The organism is Bacteroides sp. An322 (assembly GCF_002161765.1).
GTDB classification, from domain to species: domain Bacteria; phylum Bacteroidota; class Bacteroidia; order Bacteroidales; family Bacteroidaceae; genus Phocaeicola; species Phocaeicola merdavium.
Genome location: NZ_NFIN01000001.1, coordinates 199755 through 222764, shown reverse-complemented (window position 1 = coordinate 222764; position 23010 = coordinate 199755). Strand labels below are relative to the sequence as shown.

Below are 23010 nucleotides of genomic sequence, written 5' to 3'. Positions count from 1 at the left end.
CTCGGAGGGATACCGGGTGCCTTTTTCTTCCCCTTTATCCATATCAATATCCGATTTTTTTCACCACTAAATCCATTGTAAAGATGAAACAGAACAAGAAAACCGTTCCGGCGGAACTGTCCTATTACGGGCTGTACCTGCTGGACTACCTGAGAAAATACCATCCAGACAAAGCATCGGATACCGGTTTCATTGCCGGACGAGAGGAAGCCGCCACCGCCACTTTCGAGAAGGAAAGGCTGGCAGGCGGCACGGTGGAGGACGCCCACGAGGAAGCCATGCGTGTGCTGCTCGAAGGACTGCACTTCTCGCCCTACGCCCTGCTGACGGAAGTCGTGGAGCGGGAGTTCGCCGACGAGGTGGCGGAACAGGAGCGTGAACCGTTCTGCAGCAGGCTCTACCCCCACCTGAACAACCTGTTTGCCGGTTACGACACGTCGGATGACACCTTCGCCCTGTCACCCGCGCATGACCTGCTCTACACGGAGCTGGTAGGGACCGTCATGCTTTATCTGGAGTCCTATGGCGTTCAATAGGAAACAGAAGCTGAGGGACAACATCGAGGCGGTACGCACGGCGTTCACGCTTGACCGGGAACGGCGCACCCCGACGGAAAGGGAACGTGCGCTGCTGGAGCGGTACTGCGGCTTCGGAGGGCTGAAGTGCATCCTGAACCCGGCAAGGGAACTGGCGGATGCCGTGCATTGGGTGAAGTCCGACCTCGAACTGTTCGCCCCGACGGTGGAACTGCACCGTATCATCAGGGAGAACAGCAGGGACGAAACGGAGTACAAACGCTATATGGACTCGCTGAAGGCCTCGGTGCTGACGGCGTTCTACACGCCGCAAGCCATCACGGACACCATCGTGGACGTGCTCCACGACAAGAAGGTGCGACCGAAGCTCGTGCTGGAGCCGTCGGCGGGCATGGGCGCGTTCATCGCCCCGGTACTGTCGGACAATCCGCAGGCGGAGGTCATGGCTTTCGAGAAAGACCTGCTGACGGGCAAGATGCTCGGACACCTGTACCCGCAGCAGAAGATACGCACGGAAGGCTTCGAGAAGATAGAAAAGCCGTTTCTGAACCGGTTTGACCTTGCCATCTCCAACATCCCTTTCGGGGATATAGCGGTGTTCGACCCGGAATACACCAATGGCTCGGTATTCAAAAAGATAGCGGCAAGGAAGGTGCATACCTATTTCTTACTGAAAGGGCTGGACACGGTGCGTGACGGTGGTATCGTGGCATTCATCACCTCGCAGGGCGTGCTGGATACGGAGGGCAACGGTGGCACACGCTACATGATGATGAGAAAGGCGGATCTGGTGTCCGCCATCCGCCTGCCGAACAACCTGTTCACGGAAGATGCCAACACGGAGGTGGGGTGCGACCTGATTATCCTGCAAAAGAACGAGGGCAAGGAGGAACTTTCCGAAGAGGACAAGAGGTTGGGCGATGTCGTAAAGAACAACCATACGGGAATTTCCACCAACGGGTATTTTTTTGACCACCCGGAATACATCATCCACACCGACGCGAAAAGGGATACCGACCCATACGGCAAGCCGGCTATGGTATATACGCACAGCGGCGGCGTGGAGGGCATCGCCACGGACTTGTACCGGATATTGTCGGCGGACCTGTCGGCACGGCTGGACTTGGAACGCTACAATGGCGTCAAGGCTGAAAAGCGTGAAACACAGACGATTTCCGTCCAGCCGCAAGTTCAGGAAGTACAACAGCCGAAGGTGGAAATAGAAGAAAAAACGGTACAGCCAAATGCAGAAGCGGTAAAATCCGCACCGCAGGTCGTGGAAACGAAACAGCACGAAGCTCCTGTAATGGACTTGTATGACCTGTTCGGCTACACACAGGAGGAGCGCAGATTGGCGGAACGGGGACTGAAACCGGAGAGGAAGAAAGGAGCCAAGTCCAAACGCCGGAAGCCGGTGCAACCGTCATTGTTCCCGATGCCTGCTGACGGGCAGCGGGTAACGGCGGAAAAAGAAAATGAAGCGGCAAGAGGCAGAAGCGCGGAAACGGCTCCTGCCATCAGCCCCGAAGAGGTACGGGAGATGGAGGAAATCATCCGTCAAGGGGCGAACGGAATACCGGAAAGCCGGCACGAAGAGCCAATACCCATGCACGGAAAGCCCGAAGGCGCTACTGCCCCAGCCGAAGACGATGACCCGGAGGATGCCGTTTACCGCAGTCTGGACTGGGAAACCAACCCTCCCATCAACGGATTCTATGAGATGATGATGTCACTCACACCCGAAAGGCGTGCCGAACTGCGCCGGATGGGAAAAGAAAAAATGGATGCCAATGCCGCCAAGCAAACGGCAGGGCTGTCGGAGACGAAAAAAGAAAAGGTGCAGGCGAGGGAAACGGAACAATCCTCGTCCGTGCGCCCGGTCTATCCGGTAGAGAACGGCTTTGAGGCAGAGGGAAGAAGACGGATTGAGCGTGTGGAAAGGGAGATGCGCGAGGAGGAAGCAGCCCTGACACCGGAAGAGCGGCAGCGCAGGGAGGAGGAAGCGATGATGCCCCGTCCGTTCAAGGGCATCATGGAAGCGCACCTAAAAGAAGGCTCGCTGGTATGGGAACATACCGGCGGCGTCCGCTTCCAAATCGGGGTGCTGAAGGATGTCACCAAGTACGGGGCGACCTTCCAGCCGCTCGACATGGAGGGGATGCAGGCGCAGAAGGCGCAACTCTATATCGACTTGCGCAACACCTACGAGCGGCTTTACGCTTACGAAGCGGAGAACCACGAGGAGAACGCCCTGCTGCGCCGCAACCTGAACACCTACTACGACGAGTTCGTCATGCGCTACGGCAACCTGAATGCCAAGCACAACGCGAAGCTCATCCTGATGGACGCTTCAGGGCGCAACATGCTCTCGCTGGAACGCGGCGAGAACGGGCAGTTCGTCAAGGCGGACATCTTCGACCGTCCCGTTTCCTTTTCGCAGGAAACGCTTGTCGAGGTGGAGTCGCCCGAAGAAGCCCTGTCCGCCTCGCTCAACCTGTACGGCGGCGTGAACCTGCCCTACATGGAATCTCTCTGCGACCTGCCGCAGGCGGAGATGCTCGAAGCCCTGAAAGGAAGGGTGTTCTACAACCCGTTGGCGGACGGCTACGAGATTGCAGACCGCTTCATCGCCGGGAACGTGGTACAAAAGGTGGCCGATGTGGAGGAATGGATAAAGGGACATGAGGGCCACGGGATGATGCCGCAGGCACAGGAGTCGCTTGAAGCCCTGAAAAATGCCGTGCCCGAACAAATTCCCTTCGAGGACCTGGACTTCAACTTCGGGGAGCGTTGGATACCCACGGGCGTGTATGCCGCCTACATGAGCCGCCTGTTCGATACGGAGGTGCGGATAACCTACTCGGAAAGCCTCGACGAGTATTCGGTGAAATGCGCCTACAAGACGATGAAAATCACGGACGAGTTCCTGGTGAAAGGCTATTACCGAAACTACGACGGCATGAACCTGCTGAAACACGCCCTGCACAATACCTGCCCCGACATGATGAAAAGCATCGGCAAGGACGAGAACGGCAACGACATCAAGGTGCGTGACAGCGAGGGCATACAGCTTGCCAACGCGAAGATTGACGAGATACGAAACGGCTTCACGGAATGGCTGGAGGAACAGTCGCCGGAGTTCAAGAAGCGGCTGACGGACATGTATAACAATAAGTTCAACTGCTTCGTGCGTCCGAAGTACGACGGCTCGCACCAGAAATTCCCGGAACTGGACCTGAAAGGCTTGGGAATAAAGGATTTATATACGAGCCAGAAAGATTGCGTATGGATGCTGAAACAGAACGGAGGAGGCATCGTTGATAACGAGGTGGGCACCGGCAAGACACTGACCATGTGCGTTGCGGCACATGAAATGAAGCGTCTGGGACTGGTACACAAGCCGATGATTATCGGGCTGAAAGCCAACGTGCGCGAGATTGCCGAGACCTACCGCAAGGCTTATCCCAACGCCCGCATCCTCTACGCCTCGGAGAAGGACTTTGCAGCCGCCAACCGCGTGCGCTTTTTCAACGACATCCGCAACAACGACTGGGATTGCGTCATCATGTCGCACGACCAGTTCGGGAAGATACCTCAGTCGCCGGAGTTGCAGCAGCGCATCCTGCAGGAAGAACTGGACACGGTGGAGGAAAATCTCGAAGTGCTGCGCTCCCGGGGCAAGGACGTGTCACGCGCCATGCTGCGGGGATTGGAGAAACGCAAGTTCAACCTGCAAGCCAAACTCGAAAAGGTGGAATACGCCATAAAGACAAGGACGGACGACGTGGCGGACTTCAAGCAGATGGGCATCGACCACCTGTTTATAGATGAGTCACACCAGTTCAAGAATGCCCCGTTCACCACCCGTCACGACCGTGTGGCGGGTCTGGGCAATCCCGAAGGAAGCCAGAAGGCACTGAACCTGCTGTTCGCTATCCGTACCATACAGGAGCGGACGGGCAGGGATTTGGGGGCGACGTTCCTCTCCGGCACGACCATTTCCAACAGCCTCACGGAATTATATTTGCTGTTCAAGTACCTGCGCCCGAAGGCACTGGAGAAACAGGACATCCGCTGCTTCGACGCATGGGCGGCGATATTCGCCAAGAAGACGACGGACTTCGAGTTCAACGTGACGAACAGCATCGTGCAGAAAGAACGCTTCCGATACTTCATCAAGGTGCCGGAGCTGGCGGCGTTCTACAACGAGATAACCGACTACCGCACGGCGGAGGACATTGGCGTGGACCGTCCGAAGAAGAACGAGATACTGCACCACATACCGCCCACGCCCGACCAGGAGGTCTTTATCGAAAAGCTGATGCAGTTCGCCAAGTCGGGCGACGCGACCATTCTGGGCAGGCTGCCGCTGTCGGAAACGGAGGAAAAGGCGAAAATGCTCATTGCTACGGACTATGCGAGGAAGATGGCACTGGACATGCGCATGATTGACCCGGATTACGAGGACCACCCCGACAACAAGGCGAGCCATTGCGCCAAAATGATAGCGGAGTATTACCGCAGGTATGACGCGCACAAAGGGACACAGTTCGTATTTTCGGATTTGGGCACGTACCAGCCCGGTGGCGGCTGGAGCGTCTATACCGAAATCAAGCGCAAATTAGTAGAGGACTACGGCATACCGGCAAGCGAAATCCGCTTCATTCAGGAGTGCAAGAACGAAAAGGCACGCAAGGCGGTCATTGAGGCGATGAACAACGGTTATGTGCGGGTGTTGTTCGGCTCTACCAGTATGCTCGGCACGGGCGTGAACGCCCAACGCCGGGCGGTCGCTATCCATCATTTAGATTGTCCCTGGCGCCCATCCGACCTGCAACAGCGTGACGGCCGGGCGGTCAGGAAAGGCAACGAGATTGCCAAGCTGTACGCGGACAACAAGGTGGATGTGATTATCTATGCGGTGGAGAAGTCGCTGGACAGCTATAAGTTCAACCTGCTGCATTGCAAGCAGACGTTCATCTCGCAGCTGAAAAGCGGCGCGTTGGGCGCACGAACCATCGACGAGGGGGCGATGGACGAGAAGTCGGGCATGAACTTCTCGGAGTACATGGCGATACTCTCCGGCAACACGGACTTGCTGGACAAGGCGAAACTCGAAAAGAAAATCGCCTCGCTGGAGGGCGAACGCAAGTCGTTCAACAAGGGCAAGCGGGATTCGGAGTTGAAATTGGAGAGCAAGACCTCGGCGCTTAGGAACAACCAAGCGGTCATTACCGGCATGACGGAGGACTGGGAGAAGTTCACCGCCGCCGTACAGACTGACAAGGAGGGCAACCGGCTCAATCCTATCAAGATTGACGGGCTGGACACCACCGACGAGAAGACCATCGGCAAGCGGTTGCAGGAGATAGCCAAGAACGCCACGACGGGCGGTCAGCCCAAACGCATCGGCGAGCTGTACGGCTTCCCCGTCAAGGTGGTGAGCGAGCGGACACTCAGCGAGGGGCTGGAGTTCACCGACAACCGCTTTTTCGTGGAAGGGAACTACAAGTACACCTACAACAACGGGCATCTGGCGATGGCAGACACCCATGCCGCCGCCGTGAACTTCCTGAACGCGCTGGAGAAGATACCCTCTGTCATCGAGCAGTACAAGGCGAAAAACGAAACGCTGGAGCGCGAGATACCGCAGTTGCAGGAGATAGCGGGCAAGACATGGAAGAAGGAGGACGAACTGAAACAGTTGAAGTCCGAACTTGCCGCTCTCGACCGCAAGATACAGCTGGAACTGGCTCCCAAACATGAGGAAACGCCAAGTCAAGGGCAGGAACAAGGTGGCGGTCAGGATTTACCGAAAGCGGAGAACGTACCGAAGCCGGACGATGCAGCCCGTGACTACATCCGTGACCATATTATAATAGGCAGGCCGGGCATTCCTGAACGCAGGGAGGGACACGGTATGAAAATGTAACACAGGGCGGTAACGGGCATTTGTTCCGGTGCCGCCTTTTATCTATGGAGACACAAGGGATAAAAGCCGGGATTAGACAGCTGTAAAATGCCTTTCCCGAGGGCTTTTCCACATCCCAGCCACTTTTGAAGAATTTTCGATTAAATTCTTTTCATATTTTCTTCAGTATCAGAATTTTTTTGTACTTTTGGGGCGAATATGGGTAATAGCACCAATCAAATAAAGTTGAAACAGAACGAAAAGATTGACAATGAGAGAAGAACTACATACATGGAATAGGCTTTCCTGCCCGTCCGGGTCAGGAAACTTTTTTATATGGCTCTTTTCATGTCTTTCTTTAATGGATTTAATCATTTTTAATACAAGAAATTTGTATATTCGCAAGGGATTATTATCCCCCCACGAAATTCGTTATGTATCAATAAGTTACGCAGAAGCGTTACATCGTTGTGCCAGGCGGCATACGAAGCATTTTTTGTGCTCGTATGCCGCTTGTGCTGTTTCTATGTCCCGACAATACCACATACAAATCAGTAACCCATCAAAAACGTGGATAATACAATGAATATAATAAAGAAAACGATAACAGGCTTGCTGCTCCTGTTTGTACTTCTGCCCCTTGCGGCGCAGGAGAAGCCCGATACGGTCTATATATTCCGCTTCGTCACCGATAAAGACATGTTCTATGTGCCTTTCAGCGGCAATGACAAGGAACTGGCTCGGCTGGAGGAATGCGTGGAGCGATACAGGCAGGACATCCTTGCCGGGAAAATCCCCCTCCATGTGGACGGCTGGTGCATCGCCGGAGAGAGTGAGGCCGACAACCTTGCGATGGCGAAAGTCCGCTCCAACCGCGTGAAGTCGGAACTCATCATCCGGCAGGGACTGACCGAAGCGTGCTTCGTCACGAAGAACCACTCCGGGAGCGGTGACTACGTGACGGTACGCATCAGCGTGCCGAAAGTGGCGACTGCGGCACAGAAGGACGAAAGGCAGCAGGCCGGACAGGAAAGCGCCGATACACAGCAAGAGCAGCGCGAAACGGAAGAATCACGCTTTGTCGCCGAACAGATAAGGGCGGACAGCATGGTCGTGGTACATCCCGAAGCCTATGTTCCGGCGGAAACCACCGGGACGGCTGCGGAAGAAACCTCCGGCACAGACAGCTACACGCTCTCCCTGCGTGCCAACCTGCTGCGCTGGGCTACGCTCACGCCCGACCTGGGCCTGGAGTGGCGCATCAGTCCGTCATGGGGAATCCTCGTGAACGGCTCGTGGACCTCGTGGTCGTGGAACGACAAGGACCGCCGCTATGCCCTCTGGGAAGTAATGCCGGAGGTGCGCTGGTATCTGGGCGAGAAGAAAGCCTGGTATGTGGGCGCGATGTTCAAGGCCGGACAGTTCAACTACAAGTTCTCCGGCACCGGCCGTCAGGGCGACCTGCTCGGCGGCGGCATCACCGGCGGCTACCAGTTGCGCCTGACCGAAGCCCTCTCGATGGACTTCTCCCTCGGCCTGGGCTACCTGAATGCCGATACGGAGAGATACGATGTGATAGACGGAGTGCGGGTGCGCAGCGGCAACGAGACGAAGCACTGGATTGGCCCGGTCAACGCCGGAGTGACATTGGTTTGGAAGTTATTTTAAGAAAAGAGGAGGACGAGACGATGAAGACAAACAGCATATACAAGACATCACTTTTAACGGCAGCCCTGCTGCTGGCCGCTACCTCCTGCGTGAAGGACGAGCTTCACAATACGCCCCATCCGGACACCGGCAAGATTACCGTCACCGCCGACTGGACCGACCGGGGCGACGGTGTGGACATCCCTGCGGAGTGGACGGTGACGATGGGCGACTATACCGGCACGGAGACCGGAACGACCCATACGCCGGATTACCTCTTCAATCCCGGCAGCTACACCCTTGCGGCCTACAATACTCCTGAAAACATCACCGTCAGCGGCACAACCGCTACGGTAGCCCCGGAAACAGGCAATGGAACATACATCAGCAACGTCCCAGGCTGGCTCTTCACCTCCGTACAGGATGTTACCATCGAGGCCGACACCGACTATGGCCTGACCGCTGCGATGCACCAGCAGGTACGCCAGCTGACCCTCGTCATCGAGCCTACGGGCGATGCGGCGGACAGGATAGAGAGCATCGAAGGCGCATTGTCGGGAGCGGCAGGCACGATGGACTTCGCTACCGGAACCTACGGAGCGGCATCCGATGTAGCCCTGCATTTCACCAGGATAACCGAAGGTGACGATGCCGGCAAATGGACCGCCACCGTGCGGCTTTTAGGCATCACCGGCGAGCGGCAGACACTGACCGCCACGCTGACATACTCAAACGGCAACCCGCAGCCTACGGAACTTGAGAGCGACCTCACGGCAGCCCTTGCGGACTTCAACGCCGACAAGACAGAGCCGCTCACCCTCGGCGGCACCATGGCAGAGACCCCGGCGGAAGCCGGAGTGGAAGCCGGCATCACCGACTGGGAGAAGATTGACGGCGGCGGAGTGGATGCCGAGATGTAAGACGTACCGGACAGATAACTGAAAAGATATACGGAAAAGAAAAATAATAAATTTAAGATACGATGAATACCAAGTTTTTTGCACTCGCAGCGCTTGCCCTCAGCCTGGCAGCCTGCACCAACGACAACGAAGTAATGGACAACAGCCCCGTGGCGGCACGCATCAACGCCGAAATCTCCAACACTGTAACCACCCGCGCCAGTGGTACCGCTTGGGAGGACAAGGACCAGATAGGTGTCTCCACCATAGCAGGCACGGGTACTTATTACAACAACATATGCTACGAACGGAACGGCAGCAGCTTTACCGCTACAGGGGAAAACATCTACTTCCAGACTCCCGAGAGCGTGACCTTCCGCGCCTACTATCCGTTCACGGGCACACCCGGCGAATCTGCGGGAGTATTGACCGGAGTCAGCACGGGAAGTGAGAATCAGACGGCTGAAAACCGGTCCCTCATCGACTTCCTCTATGCCACCGGAGCCGATGCCGACACGCACCATCCTACGATAAATTTCACTGACAACACCGAGGACAACGGAAGGGACTGTTCCTTCCACCACTGCATGAGCCAGATCACCCTTACCTTCGAGGCAGGCAGCGGAATAAGTTTCACCGCTGTCAAGCCTGTAAGCTACAAGCTCTCCGGACTGACGCTGACGGGCAGCTTCGACACCGAAACCGGCGTAGCCAAGGCGGATGAGAACGCGCAGGCAGCCGATCTCACCATGGGACTGGGCGGCGCACTCACCTCGTCGGTCATCCTCTTTCCGCAGACCATAACAAGCATTGACCTGACTGTGAATTTCAACGACAATGACTACAACGCCACGCTCACCGTACCAGACGGCGCATTGAAAGCCGGCAATAACTACACATGGACCGTCACCGTCCGCAACAAGGACCTGAGCGTCGGTTCGGCTGTCATCAGCGACTGGAATCCGGTAAGCGGCGGCAATGTGAATGCAGACCTATAAACAAGAACATACAAAACCTGAGGAATCATGAGTTTCAGACATCTATCACATATACTCTCCGGTGCGGCGGTGCTGCTTCTTGCGGCGACCGCCTGCACGCAGGACGAACTGGCGGACGGCACCCGTCTGCCTGAGGGTGAATACCCGTTGATTATCAACGCCACCGGACTCTCTGTAGAGGCAACTCCTGCTTCCACCCGCGCCACCGTGGACGGCGACTGGGACGGGGTCGCGTCCGTAGCCCTCAGTCTGGGCGACGAGACGAAGGAGTACAACGTGACAACCACTGACGCCGAGAAAAAGACCGCCACCCTGAGCAACAACCTCTCCCCGTTCTGGTGGACGAGCCGCAACGATATCACCGTCAGCGCCTGGTGGCCATACGACCCGACCAACATCTCGCAGATGCCCGCCGTGGTGGTGAAGGCCGACCAAAGCACGCAAGCCGACTTCCAAAGCAGTGACTACATTTCAGCCGAGAAACAGACGGTGAGGTTCGACGACCCGACTTTGACCTTCAGCCACCGCACTGCGCGAGTGACTGTTATACTTAGAGAGGGAGCCGGTATCAACGACCTGACAGGAGCGGAAGTCTATGTGACCGGTCTCTCCACGGACGATGGCAATCCGGCCACCATCACCACCTACGCGCCGGGCACCGACACCTATGAGGCACTTGCCGCACCGCAGACCGTGATGGCGAATACCCCGTTCATACAGGTGGATTTAGGCAGAGGTACTTACTATTTCCGTCCGAAGAACGATGTGGTATTAGAGGCAGGTAGCCGCTACACCTACACCGTCAATGTCACCGCCAAAGGGCTGGAACTGGCAGGCTGCACCATCGGCGGCTGGACTGACGGCGGCGGCGAGAGCGGCACGGCAGAGGATTTGGGTTATTTCATACAGGACGACGGCAGCTACACAGTCTATAACGCTAACGGCCTGCTGGCATGGAATAAGGCCGTGCAAAGCGACCTCTCGCTAAACTGTACCCTGACCGCCGACATCAACCTCACGGGCACAACATGGACACCGATAGGCAGTGGTTTCAGTTCTAATACCGGTTATCAAGGCACCTTCGACGGACAGGGACACAGCATCACGGGACTGAGCATCACCACAAACTCAACAGACGGTGGGAATGCTGTATTGTTCGATGGTATCGGGAGTAACGGAACGGTGAAGAACCTGCAAGTAGAGGTGAACTACAATGTGCAGCAAGGGGTAGCCAGCGGCATAGTAAATGTCAACTACGGCACCATTACTGCCTGCTCCGTAACGGGAGATATTGCTGCAAGAACCAGCGATATCGGTGGCATTGCGTCTATCAACAACGGTAGTATTATTGGCTGTTGGTTCGATGGAAATTTAACAACGAATTATGTTGAGGGCGGCATCGCTGCTTACAACTATGGCACCATCACCGCCTGCTTCTATGGCGGCAATGCCGGACAAGGGGTATATAGTAATCAAGGAGAAACGGCAGAAACCACGAAGGTGGACAACTCGACCGTTACTTGGCAGACCGCTGTTGGTGGCATGAACGCTGCCCTCACCGACAACGCCTACCAATGGACATCCGGCACCGATGGTCTGCCTGTATTGAAGAAGAAGTAAAAACAGGACGATATGAAACGATATACCTTATATACATTCCCGGCACTTGCCCTGCTTCTTGCGGCCGCAGCCTGCACGCAGGACGATGCGAGAACGTTGCCCGACGGCACGCAGCCGCTGACGCTGACCGCCGCCATAGAGGGCAGCGCCGACACTCGCGCCACCGTGGACAACCGGTGGAACGGCAATGAGACGATAGCCCTGCAGGTAACCGACGGGGACGGCACGGAGTGGTATGACTACACGGTGGATGATAAAGGCAACCTGTCCGGCGAATACTATTGGACAAAACCAAGTCCCATCACCGTGCAGGGTCTTTACCCGAATATCATGGTGGAAAATAACGATTGGACTTGGAGTGTGGAGGAAGACCAGAGCCGCGATGCGGACTATCAGTCGGGAGACCTGCTTTGCAGTGAATCCAAGACCGTGAGCTTCGCCCAAACGCCCGCCCTCACCTTCTACCACCAGACCGCCAAGGTGGTGGTGAACATCAAGAGTGACGGTCTGCCCGAAAGCATCGTAGCCACGCCGGGCGACATCAGCCTGACTATCGGCGAGGGTGACATCCTTGCGCTGGACGGCGCGTTCACCCTCCCGAAAGCCGTGGACGCTGACGGGCGTTGGCTCGGCACATGGACACCCGGCACCACTAAAGGCAGCATCAGTCCCCATCTTGCCAGTACTCCGGCGACAGGCTGCTTCGCCACCTACGAGGCCCTCGTCATTCCGCAGAATGTGACGGCGGGCACACGGTTGCTGGCCTTCACCGCCGAGAAGGACGGCACCGGCTACGGCCCGTTCTACTACATGCTACAGAAAGACACCGAATGGAAAGCCGGCTATAAGTACACCTACAATGTTACCATCACCCTCTACGGCCTTCAGGTATCGGTCGATACCGGTAGCATGACATGGGACAACGGCGCGGACGGCGAAGGCGCAGTAGAACTGCCCATCTAATTAAAGAAAATGATACGCAAGATACTGACATATTACGCCGGACGGCTGGACGAATACCTCGGCCGCACCCACAGACAACCTGAAGGATTGGCCATGGTGGGACTGATAGGTACTGCTGCGGAGGAGACCCCGAACAAACTGGTTGTCTCCCTGGTGAACCTTGAAAAGGAGGCCACGGGCGACAGCGTGTACATGCGGTCCACATCGGGAAACTACGCCGGGACACTGGCCCCGTTGCTGCTGAACATGCACATCATGCTTGCGGCGGTGTATGAAAGCAAGCGGTATGCCGACTCCCTCTCGGTGCTGTCGGATACGCTGGAGTTCATCCAGTCCATGCCGAGGTTCGAAACGGAAGGACACCGCTACACGGTGGAGTTGGTTCCGATGTCCACGATGGACCTGCACAACATCTGGACGACGATGGGCGGGCAGTATCATCCTTCGGTCATCTGCAAGGTACGCGGGCTGGTCATCGACTCGGGCACGCTCGTATCGGGCAGCACGGCGGCGCAGGGAAACGAAGTGAGCGTATAACAGTAATAGTAAGGAACAGGAGGACAACAGACAATGAGCAACTACCGGACACTATACAGCCTGACCGTAGAACACGGATATTTCGACAACGGGACATGCCGTGCCCTCCGGTGCCGGATTTCTCCACGGGGTGCGGACTTATGGAGACGGCGCGGGCTGTTGTTCCGGCAAAGTGGACCCAATGCGTGGACCGTGTTGTACGACAGCGACGGAGCGGGGGTAGATACCTCTTCTGACACATTGCTGCTGGAAATGGACATCACCGATCCTGCTTTCGTGCTCTACACACGGTGGGACGGTTTTCGTCCGACTTCAGCCTACGGTCTGGAACTCCCTGCGGTATCCGGAACGGTAGAAGCCGCACAGTCTATCCGGGAGACTGCCCAGAAACGGGGAATCGGCGAGGGTTTCTGCACGGTACGCATCCGCCTGACGGATGGACTGTTCCGTGCGGCGCAGGACGGTACTCCCGAGAGCTGTACAATCGTGTTCCACGCTCCGGAACACAGGTGGGAATACCTGCTGGAGACGCCCGGACTGCCGCCCATCCCCCATGTGGGAGGGCCGATCGTGGGCCCCGGTGTGCCGAATGTGCTGATAGGCAAACTGCCTGCGGCGGTTGTGGGAGACATGTGCGTATGCGTCGGACCGCCCGACAGCATCGTCAAAGGCTCTGCCACGGTGATGATAGGCGGCAAGCCCGCCGCCCGCATGGGTGACACCACCGCACACGGCGGCTCGATAGTACTCGGCTGCCCTACGGTGATTATAGGAGGATGAATGTAAGAAAACGGAATATAAACGATAATAATAAAGAACGATGATATGAACAAGACGACAGTATCAAAGATGATTTTCGGTGCAGTACTTCTACTGTTCACCGCCTGCACGCAGGACGAACTGGCCGAGCAGGGCACGGCTTTGCCCGACGGCGAATATCCTTTGCAGATAGGCAGTGTAAGCATCACCGCAGAGGCGAGCGAGGAGCCGTGGACGCGCGTGACCGAGAAGCCCGACGGCAGCGGCAGCGTATTCCAGGACGAGGACCGGATAGGCGTGCGCATAGCCGGCAGTGAGGAAACGGGCATCTATCGAATAAAGGTGGACGATGCGGGAAATGTCACCATCACCCCCGATAAGCCCGTCTATTGGAAGAGCACGCAGCCTGCCGAAGTCACTGCTTGGTATCCCGCCGAGGCAAGCCGTGTGAGCCTTGGGTCTCAACATATGGATGGCCTGACCTACGTGCTACGCGGCACCGGCACGGGCAACCACCAATCGCCCGTCAGCCTCGGCTTCACCCATTCGTTGGCCAAGGTGCGGGTGAAGTTGAAGGGTGAACGAGCATCGCAAGTCACCAATGTGGAGGTTTATGGCTTCACTTCATGCACCAACACGCAGGGTACATTAGCTACCGATGCTGATTCGCAAGGCTGGATAACCACGAAGTCATGCATATATAACGGTGAATCATGCTGGGAGGCCAACCTCGTGCCCGGCGAAATAGGCGACCAAACTACCCAGCCCTTCGTCCGCCTAAACGAAACGACCGTAGTTCCTGTCAGCACCCTGACAACCCTCGAAGCCGGCAATGTCCACACCATCACGATTACGGCAAACAGCGAAGGCATGCAGACCATCGACCTCTCGAATGAAGACTGCATCATCAACGACGACGGCACCTACTACTTCAGCGGCACGGGCAACCATGCCATACGGGTGACGGGCGGCAAGCCCAACATCTACCTGGAAGATGCGCAGATAAGTGTGTTGGGCGGCAATGCCATCGACATCACGGGCGGCGACCCCACTATCCATGTAAAAGGAAATGATAACGAAGTGTCTTCCAGCGATGGCGCGGGCATCTATGTGGCAGAAGGCTACAGCGTAACCATTACTTCCGATGACAAAACGGCCAATTCGATTACGCTGACCGGAAAAGGAGGAGCTGGAATAGGAGGATATTTAGCCTCAGGACAACATTCTGCATGTGGCAACATTATCATACAGAATGTAACCGTAATAGCATCCTCGTCTTATTCACTTGGAATGCAGGGTTATAACCCGGGAATAGGCGGTTCTGGAAATGCCGCTTGCGGAAAGATTTCTATTACCAATGCCATTGTATATGCTTATGGTTCAAATGGACCTAATCAAGGAAGTCCGGCTATTGGGGCTGGTTTGGACGATAGTATGAATCCTGGTTCTGTCCCAACCATACAAATTGAGACATCTGACATCTATGCACATCGTGGCAATTACGCAGATTACATAGGACAATCGGGAGATAGAAACAATAGTCGTGGAGATTTTCAATTCGGTCAAGAAGGTTATTGCCGAAGCAGTAATGTCTATTGCTATACAGGAAGCAGCGATACGTTGGATAAGACGGTGACGTATGATGCCAGCGGCAACGGGACAGAACAGTCACAGTGACCCTTGATAAAGAGTATCAGATACCCTTGTCAGGGCAGGCAAACCAACATAATGTATAACCTCAAAACAGTAACGACTATGCTGGAACATGAAATTAAGAACAAAGTGCTTACCATTGGTAACCGTAAGGGACAGACGGTGTATTACGCCTATCCCAAGTCACAACAAAAGCTGACCAACGACATGGTTGTGGAGCGCATCGTGCGCGAAACCTCGCTGTCGGAAGGTGACGTAAAAAACGCCCTCGTCAGCCTCTCCAACGTAGTATGCGATGCCCTGCAGCTGGGCATGAGCGTGGACTTGGCAGAACTCGGCTCGTTCCGTCTCGTCGTCCCCTCCAAGATGATGGACACGCCCGACGAGGTAACCGTAGCGAACGCGCTGAAGACCCCGAAAATCGTCTTCACGCCCAAGCAGAAGATGCGCGATGCCGCCAATGCGGTGGAATTGAGTATAGACAAGGGCAGTGTGAAGTCTTCTACGGGTGGTGGCACTACCACCAATCCGGACGAAAGCGAGACGGAAAATCCGTTGGGGTAATTTTTCAGCGAAAGGAGCAATGAGTTCAGACAGAGGATGAGATTACAGACAAAAATCCTTGCCGGGTATCTGGTCTTGGTGGCGGTCATTTGTAGCATGGCCGCCATTTTGGTGCATGAGCGTGGACGGATGCACGAGATAGAAACCGAAGCAGGCGAAATACAGGAGATAAGGCGTGACATCACCGTCGCCCAACGCAACATCATCACCCTCGCCACATTGGGCGAAGGCGTCATCGGCTGGGAAGAGGCGGACTACCGGCACTACCGCACCCGGCGGCTGCGGACGGACAGCCTGCTGCAAGCCATGAAGCCCCGCTGCAAGGATTTCGTGCATCCGGCGCAGATAGACACGCTCCGCGCCTTCTTGGTGGAAAAAGAAGCCCACCTGCTGCACCTTATGGAAACTTTCGCCTGTCAGGACAAGGCAGACAGCCTTTTGGTGAACCATCTGCCCGAAGTGGCGAAACGTGCCACCCGTGTACGCACCGTGACGCAGAAAAAGAAAGGCATCGCCGGGGCTTTCGGCGGCAAGAAGACCGTGCAGATACTGCCGTCCGCCAAGGAACTGCACCAGTTCAGCGACAGCCTGATAGCCATGCAGCAGGAACGGACGGCGGAAATGGAGGCATACACCGACAGCCTGCGCACGCTGGGCAGGAGGCTGAACGCCGAGCTGAACCGGCTGATAACCGAACTTGACGGGCAGGCGCAGGAGGCTTTCGTGCAGAAGGAGCGGAAGATAGCCGAGGCACAGGCATTGTCCGTCAGGCTGTTCACGGCGACCATCTCTGCTGCCATCATCCTGCTGTTCCTTTCTTACCTCGCCATCCATCGTGAAATGAAGCGCAGCGGCAACGAAAGGAAGAAACGGGAAAGCCTTATCACTGAACTGCAAAAGAGCAATGATACGAACGAGAAGCTAATCAAGCTGCGACGCAATCTCATCCAGAACGTCACCCACGAACTGCGCACTCCCCTGACCGTCATCGGCGGCAACGCCGAACTGCTGCTGAACGACACGGAGGCAGACAACCGTATGCGCCACGCACAGACCATCGGGGATGCCGTCGGGCGTATGGCGGGAATGATAAACAACCTTTTGGTGTATTTCCGGCTGGACAGCGGCAAGGAAACGCCAAGCGTCAAGCCTTTCAAACTGCGCTCCATCGTCGAAACATTGGAAACGGAGTTTGCAACATTGGCGAAGAATAAAGGACTCAACTTCAAGACAGAAAGTGAAACGGACGAGATTGTAAGCGGCGACAGGAACCGGATTATAAGCATTGGCGGCAACCTGCTCTCCAACGCCATCAAGTTCACCCGAAGCGGTACAGTCACATTAAGCACCGGCTACAAGAACGGCATATTTACCTTGACGGTGGAAGACACCGGCACGGGCATGACCGGAGAACAACAGGCGAGGATATTCATCCCGTTTGAGCGGTTGGGCAACGCCGTGACGGAGGACGGCTTCGGGCTGGGGCTTGCCATCGTAGCCGACACGGTAAAGCTGTTGAAAGGGAACATCACGGTGGAAAGCGAGCCGGGCAAGGGAAGCCGCTTCACCGTCAGCCTGCCGTTGACAAAGGCGGAAGAAATGGCGGCTGCCGAAAAGACGAACGCCGGGCATTCCACGCTGTCAGGCTGCTCCGTGCTGGCGATAGACAACAACGGGATGCTGCTGGACATGATGAAAGAGATGTACAGGCAAAACGGTGTGGATTGTGACGCTTGCCAGACAGCAGGAGAACTGACAGACCTGATGCGCGCAAAAGATTATGACCTGCTGATAACCGACCTGAAAATGCCGGAGGTGAACGGCTACGAGGTGCTGGAACTGCTGCGCACATCGGAAATAGGCAATTCGCGGACCATTCCCGTCGTGGCAGCCACCGCCGCAGGCTATGTGGAGAAAGAAGAACTGACGGGCAAAGGCTTTGCCGCCGTGCTGTACAAGCCCTATTCCATAGACGAACTGCTGGCGGTGACGGAAAGCTGCATCAAACGGAACAAAGCAAACAGCATAGACCTGTCATCCCTGCTCGCCTTCGGCGACAAGCGGCGCACGTTGGAAAAGCTGGCGGCCACAACACAATCCGACATGGACGAAGTGAGCAAGGCGGCGGAAGCGGGGGACATGGAAGCATTGGATTACTGGGTGCATCACCTGAGAAGCTCGTGGATGCTGATAAAGGCGGAGCAACCGTTGGCGGCACTGTACGAGGCAATCCACAAGGAGAACATATCAGAAGAAGATATACAGTCCGCTGTAAATGCGGTATTGGCACAGGGCGGACTGATTGTTGATTCGGCAAGAAAGGAGGCGGAACGATGGGCAGAATAATCGTAGTGGAGGACAACATCATCTATTCCGACTTTGTATGCCGCCTGCTGGAAAGCAAGGGATACCCAAGCGTCAGCACCTCCACCTGCAACGGCGCACGGAAGCTGTTTGCCAAGATGAGGGAAGATGACATCATTCTGGCTGACCTGCGCTTGAATGACGGTGACGGTATCAGTCTGCTGGAAGAACTGCGGAAACAGGGCAGGAACAATCCCTACATCGTCATGACCGACTATGACGAGGTGCCCACCGCCGTCCGGTCGATGAAGCAGGGCGCGGAAGACTACATCCCGAAAAAGCTGATTGAAGCCAACCTCTTCCCGCTCCTGAAAACCTTGCGGAAAAGGCTGGAGCGGCACGATACGCCCATCCATGAGCGGCAGAGCGCGGCTTTCCGGGAAATAGACCGCAAGATAAGGCTGGTCGCCCCGACCAACATGAGCGTATTGATATTGGGCGAAAGCGGAACGGGAAAGGAACACATCGCCGAGAAAATACATACGATGAGCAAACGTGCGGGCAAACCCTTTGTGGCTGTGGACTGCGGTCTGCTTTCAAAGGAACTTGCCTCCTCCACCCTGTTCGGGCATGAGAAAGGAGCGTTCACAGGAGCCGAAAGCAAGAAACAGGGGTTCTGGGAAGAAGCCGCAGGAGGCACATTGTTCCTCGACGAGATAGGCAACCTTCCGCCGGAAGTGCAGCAGATGCTGCTCCGCGCATTGGAAGCCAAACGGTACAGACCCACGGGAGGCAGCAAGGACAAGCAGGCTGACGTGCGCATCATCGCCGCCACCAACGAGGACTTGCAAGCCGCCATCGCCGAAAAGCGTTTCCGTCAGGATTTGTTCCATCGGATAAAGGAATACACATTGAACATACCGCCGCTGCGTGAGTGCCGTGAGGACATCATGCCATTGGCAGATTTCTTCCTGAAACTCTCCAACGAGGAACTTGACCGGCAGGTGAAAGGCTTTGATGCGGAAGCAAGAAAACAACTGCTCGCCTATGCATGGGGCGGCAACGTGAGGGAACTGAAACGGGTCGTGCGCATGGCGGTGCTGCATACCGAAGGCGATACGGTCATGGCAGACACGTTGGAGTTCGATGAAATACCGATAGCGGATGACGCTTCGCTGGCTTTGGACGACATGGAGAAGAAACAAATCATCCATGCGCTGGAACAGGCAAAGGGCAACCGCAAGTTGGCGGCAGCATTGCTCGGCATCGGGCGCACCACGCTGTACAACAAGATGAAAGCATACGGGATAGAATAGAAAACAGTAAAAAGATGAAAGGAATTACAGGAAAAAGGCTACCTTTCGATAAGGTAAGCGGCGTTTCGGCATAAAAAACAATTGATTTGTTTTGTTCTGCCCTCAACTTGCATTACCTTTGTAGCAACATTTGAGAAAAGTCGGGTGCGGAAAGTAAAAAAAATCCGTCCGATGAAAATATAGTATAGAATAAGACCGCAAGGCGCATCTGGTGAAAATCTGGACAATTGGAACTATGGAAGGCGATTGCGTGATGCTTATGCTATGCCTCGGCATAGCGTGCAGTCACGTACATTCCGTAGAGGCAGTCCAGAGCCGTCACCAGAAAGTAGTGTGATTTGCACGCTATTTTCGTATGACGGCTTCCGGTCATAACCACTAAAAAGCAGACCGAATGGGAAAAGTCGTATTATTCGCCGTCCTCACGATGGACGGATGCCTTGCGGACAGTTCAGGGAAAGCGCAGCAATGGCTTGCCAAAACCGACACGCCGGACAGATTCGGCATTGTCGGAATGAAAGAAACCGCCCGTCCGCTCTCCGAATACACTTCCCTTACCACGTTGGTGCTTGACAAGTCCGACATCACCTGTTTCATAGAAGCCAACACCGCTACCGCAAGCATCATCAACGGCATGGCAAGGATGCACCTGCTGGACAAAATCATCCTCTGCACGATACCCGTCATTGCCGGGAACGGCTGCCGCCTGTTCCTTGGAGATTTGCCTGAAAGCGAATGGATGCGGGACGAGACAAAGACATACAAGGACGGTTCGCTGAAAGCCGTGTACCGCAAGAATGAGGGTGCGACTGTTCAGAAAGTGAACACCTCCCTGCTCAAAAGAGTGTTCAGATTATGAACACGTGTTCAATATCTGAACACTTCCGAAAGGCTGAATTTGGGTATTCCAATTTATTTTTATTAAATATGTCTGCTGTTTATCAGCGACTTGCAAAACAAACCGCAAAAAATCCCATCCGTTGGACTGCCGTTTGCCCGATAGTTTTATGTGCGCACACTTCAACCCAAGTGTAACAACATAAAACTGAAAGCAAATGGAACATCTCATATTGACAGAAACGGAGTTCTTCCGCCTGATAGACAACCCCGAAAGCCGCAACGGGCTGAGTGCGGCATACAACGAGTTCGTTGCAACGGTCATTTCGCTCTGCACGGGAGCTGCAAGCCCCTGCCATCCGCTGCCCGCGTTGAGCTATGCGGAAACGGAACTGCAATACCACAAAGCCCTGCAAGATACGGGCACCCACCACAGCGTGTACGTGCGCAAAGCCCTCGCCTTCGTGCGCAAGATGCTGAAACACATTTCCATGCCACATAACCAAGTGCCGCCACTATCCTCCATCCCCTCCAAAGATGAAAAGAAAGACGATACGCCTGCCGATGCCCCGCCCATGCGGTGGACGGGCAAGGCGTCCGACCTCGTGGAACTTATCTATGGCATCAGCGAGATGGGCTGTATAAACGGCGGTGAAGCATCGCTGAAAGAGATAGCTTCCTACTGCTACAAGGTGTTCGGCGTACAGGCGAAAGGCTGTTACAACATATACAACGACATCAAGATGCGCAAGAGCGAGAGCCGCACCTATTTCCTCGACCGGGCTGCGGAGAAGGTGAACAAGCGGATGCTGTTGGACGAGGAACGGGAGCGGCAAAGAAGATAGACGTTATTGTCCATTTATATAAGAACAGTAAGGCAAGGGGGCGCGTGAGTGTCTCCTCGCCTGTTTTTTCGACATAATACATAGAAATAGCATAAAACTTTCGTTTTCGGCAGGGCAATTTATTATTTTTGTAAACCAAAGAGCAAGACGATGGAAATAGACAATCTCAATATCATACAGAACCTGACAGCTGAAAAGGAAGGCGGCAAGGTTGAGTTCAAGCAGACCACCGGACAGTTGGAGCGTGGCATGGAAACGCTGTGCGCCTTCCTCAACGGCGAAGGCGGCACGGTGCTGTTCGGCGTGGCGGACAACGGTAAAATCATCGGGCAGGAAGTGAGCGACAAGACGAAACGGGATATTGCGGAAGCCATCGGCAGATTGGAGCCTACCGCCACGGTACAGGTTTCATACGTGCCCTTGCCTGACGGTGAAAAGAAAATCATCGCCCTCCATGTTGAAGATTCAAGGATGGAACGCCCGTTTACTTATAAGAACCGCCCTTATATGCGTGTGGAAAGCACAACTGTCGCCATGCCGCAACAAAAATACAATGAGTTGTTGCTCGACCGCGACGGTGTGCGTCACCGTTGGGAACTGTTCGACGACCCTGATTTGACATTAAATGACATTGATGAGAACGAGGTGCTTAAAACAGTCCGTTTGGGAATAGACTGCGGACGCTTGCCGGAAAATACAGGAAACGACATTCCTGCCATCCTTGAAAAATTCAGCTTGATGAGGAACGGCGTGTTGAACCATGCAGCCGCCATCCTGTTTGCCAACCGGGAAATGCCGGCAAACTATCCCCAATGCCTGCTGCGCTTAGCTCGTTTCAGGGGAACGGACAAGATGGAATTCATAGACAGCCAACGCATTTACGGCAATATATTCCAACAGCTTGATGCTGCGATAGCTTTTCTGTTCAAACATCTTTCATTGTCGGGCAGGATTGAGGGGCTGGAACGTGAAGAACGACTGAGTGTGCCTTATAAGGCTGTGAGGGAAGGTGTATTGAACTCGTTGGCTCACCGCAGTTACAGGGAAGCCGGAGGCTCTGTCGGCATCGCCATATACGATGACCGTGTGGAGATAGAAAATCCCGGCTCTTTTCCGCATGGCTGGGATGTGGAGAAGATGGCGTCCGAGCATTGTTCGGAACCTCAAAATCCAATCATCGCCAATGTCCTTTATAAAAGGAAACTGTTGGAGAATTGGGGACGCGGTATCAGCCTGATGGAGGAAGAGTGCCGTAAAGCCGGATTGCCGTCTCCCGAATACAGGTTGGGCGGCGGTTTTGTCGTGCTTGTATTCCGCTACGCGCCAAAGGCTATGGAGGAAAATCCCATAGCCACCCCACAGCCACCCCATAGTAATCCCACAGTCACCCCACAGGTCGGCAAACTAATCGCAGCTCTGTCGGATGGCTCCTATTCACCCAAAGAGATAATGGAAGCAATCGGTTTGAAAGACAAAAGCAATTTTTTGGAAAATTACTTGAACGCTGCCATCGGGCTTGAATTTGTTGAAACGGTATATCCCGGTTTGACCAAGCATAGCCCTAAACAAAAATACCGCCTTACTGAACAGGGTAAGGCTTTGTTGAAAGGAAACAAGTAGC

At 55.1% G+C, this 23010-nt stretch carries 17 protein-coding genes; 16 read left to right on the top strand and 1 reads right to left on the bottom strand.

All coding sequences use genetic code 11. The features are described 5' to 3' along the window. Nucleotides 1–83: 83 nt before the first annotated feature. From B5F91_RS00945 to B5F91_RS00905, 8 genes are all read left to right on the top strand, one after another. Entirely contained in the window at nucleotides 84–536 is a 453-nt protein-coding gene (locus B5F91_RS00945; protein WP_087427233.1) for a DUF1896 family protein, read from the top strand. Beyond that, nucleotides 523–6468, top strand: coding sequence for an N-6 DNA methylase (locus B5F91_RS00940; protein WP_087427232.1), 5946 nt, complete (start codon nucleotides 523–525; stop codon nucleotides 6466–6468). Before B5F91_RS00945 ends, B5F91_RS00940 begins: the two co-directional genes overlap by 14 nt. 561 nt (nucleotides 6469–7029) lie before the next feature. Then, complete coding sequence (locus B5F91_RS00930; protein WP_087427230.1) at nucleotides 7030–8115, top strand: DUF3575 domain-containing protein; 1086 nt, start codon at nucleotides 7030–7032, stop codon at nucleotides 8113–8115. Between the two features lie 20 nt (nucleotides 8116–8135). Continuing rightward, complete coding sequence (locus B5F91_RS00925; protein ID WP_087427229.1) at nucleotides 8136–9014, top strand: FimB/Mfa2 family fimbrial subunit; 879 nt, start codon at nucleotides 8136–8138, stop codon at nucleotides 9012–9014. A gap of 62 nt (nucleotides 9015–9076) precedes the next feature. Then, nucleotides 9077–9991 (top strand): fimbrillin family protein, encoded by a 915-nt coding sequence (locus B5F91_RS00920; RefSeq protein WP_087427228.1) that lies wholly within the window; start codon nucleotides 9077–9079, stop codon nucleotides 9989–9991. Between the two features lie 27 nt (nucleotides 9992–10018). Continuing rightward, on the top strand, nucleotides 10019–11611 hold the full coding sequence (locus tag B5F91_RS00915; protein ID WP_087427227.1) for a fimbrillin family protein: 1593 nt from the start codon (nucleotides 10019–10021) through the stop codon (nucleotides 11609–11611). 12 nt (nucleotides 11612–11623) lie between these two features. Then, nucleotides 11624–12574, top strand: a complete 951-nt coding sequence (locus B5F91_RS00910) for a fimbrillin family protein (RefSeq protein WP_087427226.1) — start codon at nucleotides 11624–11626, stop codon at nucleotides 12572–12574. A gap of 9 nt (nucleotides 12575–12583) precedes the next feature. Beyond that, nucleotides 12584–13111: a Pvc16 family protein gene (locus tag B5F91_RS00905; RefSeq protein ID WP_087427225.1), complete on the top strand. Its 528-nt coding sequence runs from the start codon at nucleotides 12584–12586 to the stop codon at nucleotides 13109–13111. 312 nt (nucleotides 13112–13423) lie between these two features. Here B5F91_RS00905 and B5F91_RS15265 read toward each other — a convergent pair whose 3' ends face one another. After that, nucleotides 13424–13606: a hypothetical protein gene (locus B5F91_RS15265; protein WP_162611688.1), complete on the bottom strand. Its 183-nt coding sequence runs from the start codon at nucleotides 13604–13606 to the stop codon at nucleotides 13424–13426. Here B5F91_RS15265 and B5F91_RS15500 point away from each other — a divergent pair. The 8 genes from B5F91_RS15500 to B5F91_RS00865 all read left to right on the top strand — a co-directional run bounded on the left by B5F91_RS15500 (nucleotide 13595) and on the right by B5F91_RS00865 (nucleotide 23009). Continuing rightward, nucleotides 13595–13891 carry a PAAR domain-containing protein gene (locus B5F91_RS15500; RefSeq protein ID WP_087427281.1) on the top strand — a complete coding sequence of 99 codons (297 nt, stop codon included), beginning with the start codon at nucleotides 13595–13597 and terminating at the stop codon, nucleotides 13889–13891. The two genes, B5F91_RS15265 and B5F91_RS15500, sit on opposite strands and share 12 nt — an antisense overlap. A gap of 45 nt (nucleotides 13892–13936) precedes the next feature. Then, nucleotides 13937–15547, top strand: coding sequence for a fimbrillin family protein (locus tag B5F91_RS00895; RefSeq protein ID WP_087427224.1), 1611 nt, complete (start codon nucleotides 13937–13939; stop codon nucleotides 15545–15547). A 3-nt stretch (nucleotides 15548–15550) separates the two neighbouring features. Then, nucleotides 15551–16087: an HU family DNA-binding protein gene (locus B5F91_RS00890; protein ID WP_343210791.1), complete on the top strand. Its 537-nt coding sequence runs from the start codon at nucleotides 15551–15553 to the stop codon at nucleotides 16085–16087. A gap of 36 nt (nucleotides 16088–16123) precedes the next feature. Beyond that, nucleotides 16124–18433: a hybrid sensor histidine kinase/response regulator gene (locus B5F91_RS00885; RefSeq protein ID WP_087427223.1), complete on the top strand. Its 2310-nt coding sequence runs from the start codon at nucleotides 16124–16126 to the stop codon at nucleotides 18431–18433. Then, nucleotides 18421–19707, top strand: coding sequence for a sigma-54 dependent transcriptional regulator (locus tag B5F91_RS00880; protein WP_087427222.1), 1287 nt, complete (start codon nucleotides 18421–18423; stop codon nucleotides 19705–19707). Before B5F91_RS00885 ends, B5F91_RS00880 begins: the two co-directional genes overlap by 13 nt. Nucleotides 19708–20101: 394 nt before the next feature. Further along, complete coding sequence (locus tag B5F91_RS00875; protein ID WP_204244646.1) at nucleotides 20102–20566, top strand: hypothetical protein; 465 nt, start codon at nucleotides 20102–20104, stop codon at nucleotides 20564–20566. A gap of 196 nt (nucleotides 20567–20762) precedes the next feature. Beyond that, nucleotides 20763–21389, top strand: coding sequence for an RteC domain-containing protein (locus B5F91_RS00870; protein WP_087427221.1), 627 nt, complete (start codon nucleotides 20763–20765; stop codon nucleotides 21387–21389). Between the two features lie 150 nt (nucleotides 21390–21539). Then, a complete protein-coding gene (locus B5F91_RS00865) occupies nucleotides 21540–23009 on the top strand; it encodes an ATP-binding protein (protein WP_087427220.1) in 1470 nt (489 codons plus the stop codon). Nucleotide 23010 lies beyond the last annotated feature (1 nt).

Excerpts from the sequence above, each read along its gene's own strand:
- B5F91_RS00945 (WP_087427233.1), top strand. The coding sequence starts at position 84 with ATGAAACAGAACAAGAAAACCGTTCCGGCGGAACTGTCCTATTACGGG.
- B5F91_RS00940 (WP_087427232.1), top strand. The coding sequence starts at position 523 with ATGGCGTTCAATAGGAAACAGAAGCTGAGGGACAACATCGAGGCGGTA.
- B5F91_RS00930 (WP_087427230.1), top strand. The coding sequence starts at position 7,030 with ATGAATATAATAAAGAAAACGATAACAGGCTTGCTGCTCCTGTTTGTA.
- B5F91_RS00925 (WP_087427229.1), top strand. The coding sequence starts at position 8,136 with ATGAAGACAAACAGCATATACAAGACATCACTTTTAACGGCAGCCCTG.
- B5F91_RS00920 (WP_087427228.1), top strand. The coding sequence starts at position 9,077 with ATGAATACCAAGTTTTTTGCACTCGCAGCGCTTGCCCTCAGCCTGGCA.
- B5F91_RS00915 (WP_087427227.1), top strand. The coding sequence starts at position 10,019 with ATGAGTTTCAGACATCTATCACATATACTCTCCGGTGCGGCGGTGCTG.
- B5F91_RS00910 (WP_087427226.1), top strand. The coding sequence starts at position 11,624 with ATGAAACGATATACCTTATATACATTCCCGGCACTTGCCCTGCTTCTT.
- B5F91_RS00905 (WP_087427225.1), top strand. The coding sequence starts at position 12,584 with ATGATACGCAAGATACTGACATATTACGCCGGACGGCTGGACGAATAC.
- B5F91_RS00895 (WP_087427224.1), top strand. The coding sequence starts at position 13,937 with ATGAACAAGACGACAGTATCAAAGATGATTTTCGGTGCAGTACTTCTA.
- B5F91_RS00885 (WP_087427223.1), top strand. The coding sequence starts at position 16,124 with ATGAGATTACAGACAAAAATCCTTGCCGGGTATCTGGTCTTGGTGGCG.
- B5F91_RS00880 (WP_087427222.1), top strand. The coding sequence starts at position 18,421 with ATGGGCAGAATAATCGTAGTGGAGGACAACATCATCTATTCCGACTTT.
- B5F91_RS00875 (WP_204244646.1), top strand. The coding sequence starts at position 20,102 with ATGGGAAAAGTCGTATTATTCGCCGTCCTCACGATGGACGGATGCCTT.
- B5F91_RS00870 (WP_087427221.1), top strand. The coding sequence starts at position 20,763 with ATGGAACATCTCATATTGACAGAAACGGAGTTCTTCCGCCTGATAGAC.
- B5F91_RS00865 (WP_087427220.1), top strand. The coding sequence starts at position 21,540 with ATGGAAATAGACAATCTCAATATCATACAGAACCTGACAGCTGAAAAG.